2 protein-coding genes are annotated in these 3,521 nt (G+C 50.7%); one reads left to right on the forward strand and one right to left on the reverse strand.

Annotated features, from left to right (window positions below; genetic code table 11):
• Positions 1-363 precede the first annotated feature (363 nt).
• Positions 364-2,931: a PAS domain S-box protein gene (locus tag D6694_02725; protein RMH47028.1), complete on the forward strand. Its 2,568-nt coding sequence runs from the start codon at positions 364-366 to the stop codon at positions 2,929-2,931.
• A gap of 10 nt (positions 2,932-2,941) precedes the next feature.
• Here D6694_02725 and D6694_02730 read toward each other — a convergent pair.
• On the reverse strand, positions 2,942-3,521 hold a 580-nt coding region (locus tag D6694_02730; GenBank protein RMH47029.1), incomplete at its 5' end, for an amidinotransferase.

The raw sequence follows: 3,521 nt of genomic DNA on the forward strand, positions 1-3,521 counted from the left end.
GATGGTCACATGGCATCCATGTTTTTGGGAAATGATCCAAGCTGGCGTGGCGCCCGCCAGAAAAACGTGCCAGACATCCTGCCCGTTTCGGTCAGTACGCGGTAGCCTCTCGGTTCAGCCCGTGGAAGTAGAATGTCTGGTCCGTTTAACACGTCCGGGCAGACTGGCAGCAGGTCATTGAGTTTTTGCCATGACGTCAGGACGTTATGCTCGATGTGAGGAGGGCCGTCAAATCAGACTGGTGTTCCCGTCAGGCAAGCGTTGATAAGAAAAGCGGCAACATTATCGGACAGGCGATCAATTGAGTTCGAGTCATCATCAATCGCCTATACTGTATTGTATCCTTAGAGGAAGATAGCACACATGCCAATCACTCGTGAGCAACTGTCTGGAACCGCCGAACATGCGCTTCTGAGAGAACAGTTGCGACTGCTCACCGACAATGTCACTACGGCAGCGATTGTCAATTTGATCAATATGACAGTCGTGCTGGTCGTTGGCCATCATGCCTTTGTCTCCTATTTGGCTGTCCTTCTGTGGATATTCTTTGTGGTGGCCGTGGTTCTTGTCCGGCTCGGCATTGGCCTATTTGTGAGGCAAACACGCTACTGCGGAAACCTCAATCGCCTGTTGAAGTTCTATGAACTGGCTTGCATATTGACCGGATTTGCGTGGGGCAGCTCGGTGTGGTTGCTCAATACCACGGACATGAGCGTTCTTGTGTTATTTAGTTTTGTCATTGCGGGCATGTCTGGTGGGGCGATTGCCACGTTAGCATCAAGCCACTTGGTGTCGAGGGGGTTTATTATTGCCGCAGTGCTCCCGATGGTCATTCGTATGTATTTGATCGGCTCAGAAATCGCGATGGCTACGGCATTAATGGGGGCCATATTTATTGTCGCGACAGTGACAGGGGCTGGTCGAATTCATCGCACATTGATAGAAAATACACGGTTGCGACTGAAGACGGAAGCACAAACAAATGTGCTAAAACAAAAAGATGAAGAGCTATCCGCCATCTATGACAATGCCACCTATTATCTTGTGTTGTTGCGTCCGGATGGAACCATTGTCCGCGCCAACCGAACGGCGGTTGTGAATGCGGGGCTGGAGTTCGAACCCGGCTCCGAGCAAAGGAATATTGCCAATTTTCCGTGGTGGCATGAGGCGGCCTACTCGGCAGACAAATTAATATCGGATCTCAAACGTGTCAGTGTCGGCGAAGTGGTTCGGAGAGAACTTAATTTACGCTTACCTTCGGGGCGCGAACTGCGAGTCGAAATGAATCTCACCCCAATACACTTTCAAGGCGACGTCCACTATATTCTGCTTGAGGCACATGATATCTCATTGTTCAAGCGAATCGAGCAACGCTTGCGGGAGTCAGAACGGCGATTTCGCGAAATCAGTGAAGCGTCCGGGCAGTATCTCTGGGAAACCGATGCCAATGGCTACTTTCAGTTTGTCTCTGACAAAGTGCATGAGGTCACGGGTTATTCGGCAGAACAACTGATTGGAAAAAAGAAAACGGAATTTCTGACACCGATGGATGCCCAACGCTGGACACAAGCACTCACTACCGCGGCGAGCGAAAATAAGACAGTACGTATCGAGGTGCGCAGTCAACGTGCGGATGGTGAATGGATTTGGGAATTGATCTCGGGCGTGCCGCTTTACGACGAGGCTGGCTCACATATCGGCTATCGGGGCGCGGCGATGCCCATTACCGATCGAAAGCACTATGAGGAGACGCTCATTAAAGCCAAGGAAGCAGCGGAAGCCGGGACCCGGGCGAAAAGTCAATTTCTTGCCGTGATGAGCCACGAAATTCGCACGCCCATGAATGGTGTGATGGGAATGGCGGAGTTATTGATGAATACTCCGCTCAACGAGGAACAAATGGAGTATGCGCGTACGATTTATCAATCAAGTCGGGCGCTGTTGGAAGTGATTAACGAAATTCTTGACCTGTCAAAAATCGAGTCAGGCAAATTTGAACTCTATGTTCATACCTTTGATCTCCACCATTTGCTCGAGGACATTGCCGAGTTGATTTCAGTCAGTGCGAGGAACAAGGGGATCAAATTTTCTTTTGTGATGGATGAACATATCCCCAAGTTTGTGCGCGCCGACGATATACGGATTCGACAAGTTTTGCTGAACTTACTCGGCAATGCGGTCAAGTTTACACAAGAAGGCAAGGTCGAGCTGTCGGCGCGTCTGCGTCATGTGAGGGGCCATGCTTATGACATCGTCTTTGTGGTGACAGATACAGGTATTGGCATCCCTGAGGACAAATTGGAGCACATATTTAAACCATTTCAGCAAGCGGACAGCAGCACCTCACGAAGGTTTGGTGGCACGGGCTTAGGGCTTGCAATCAGTAAGGAATTAGTGGTGTTAATGGGCGGGCGCATTCAGGTTGAAAGCGAGGTCAATCAAGGCACCACTTTTCGAGTCGAACTTACACTGGATAGTGCTGAGCAGCCGTTAGCACTCGAAGATAAACGGACGAGGCAACAGGAAAGTCAGCCTGATATGTCTCCGTCATCCAGGCGTTTCCGTGTGCTGCTTGCCGAGGATAATCCCGTCAACCAAAAAGTGGCGATGGCCATGCTGAAAAAGTTTGGGGCGGACGTTGTGGTCGCAGAGAATGGACATGAAGCGGTGGCGGCGGCTGAAAAAACACCTTTCGACATTATTCTGATGGATTGTCAGATGCCGGAACTTGATGGCTATGAGGCGACCATGAACATTCGTGCTGGGCATGGTCCGAATCGGCGTACGCCCATTATTGCTTTGACCGCTCATGCCATGGCGGGCGACCGAGACAAGTGCTTATCGGTCGGTATGAATGACTATTTAGCCAAACCGGTCAGTCAAACTGCCTTACAGGAGGTTATTCGACGCCACCTCGGTCAGGGGCGATGACGTGGTGCGACTATCGGAAAACTTCTGCTAGCATACAGCGCACGCTGCCGCCGCTTGCGTGTTCAATATTCGAGATGTCGCTTACGACAAATTGGCTTTCTGTGCCAATCAACTTGCGTTGCGATTCGGACAACGCATCAAACGCAGTTTGAGATATGGCGACCACTTTACGTCCATCAGTCGTCGCCAATTGCAGCAGATTTGCACAAAAGGCAAGCATCTGGGGTATGGACAGGATAATCACGTGCCGTCCCGAAGCGGCCAATGTATTTAAAACATGGCTGCGCTGTTTCGGTTTGTATATCGCATCGGCGACGACCACGGCAAAATCCTCGCCAATCGACATCATTACATTGGTGTGGTAGATGTCCTGCCATTTTTGGTGAATCATTGCTCCGGCTTCAAACACCACGGGGAAGTAGCCCATGTCTTCACAGAAGCGTTGAACGAGATAAGCGTCGGTGCGGGGCGAAAGTGCAGCGTATGCGATTCGGTTGACACGATCGAGCACCAATGACCCCGTGCCTTCCAGAAACTTCTGTTCTTCGACGTAGCTACGATAGTCCAGAATGTGCTTGGGTTGGAAAAAA

Source organism: Gammaproteobacteria bacterium (genome assembly GCA_003696665.1).
Classification (GTDB): domain Bacteria; phylum Pseudomonadota; class Gammaproteobacteria; order Enterobacterales.

Coding starts and splice junctions, on each gene's coding strand:
- D6694_02725 (RMH47028.1), top strand. CDS start 364: ATGCCAATCACTCGTGAGCAACTGTCTGGAACCGCCGAACATGCGCTT.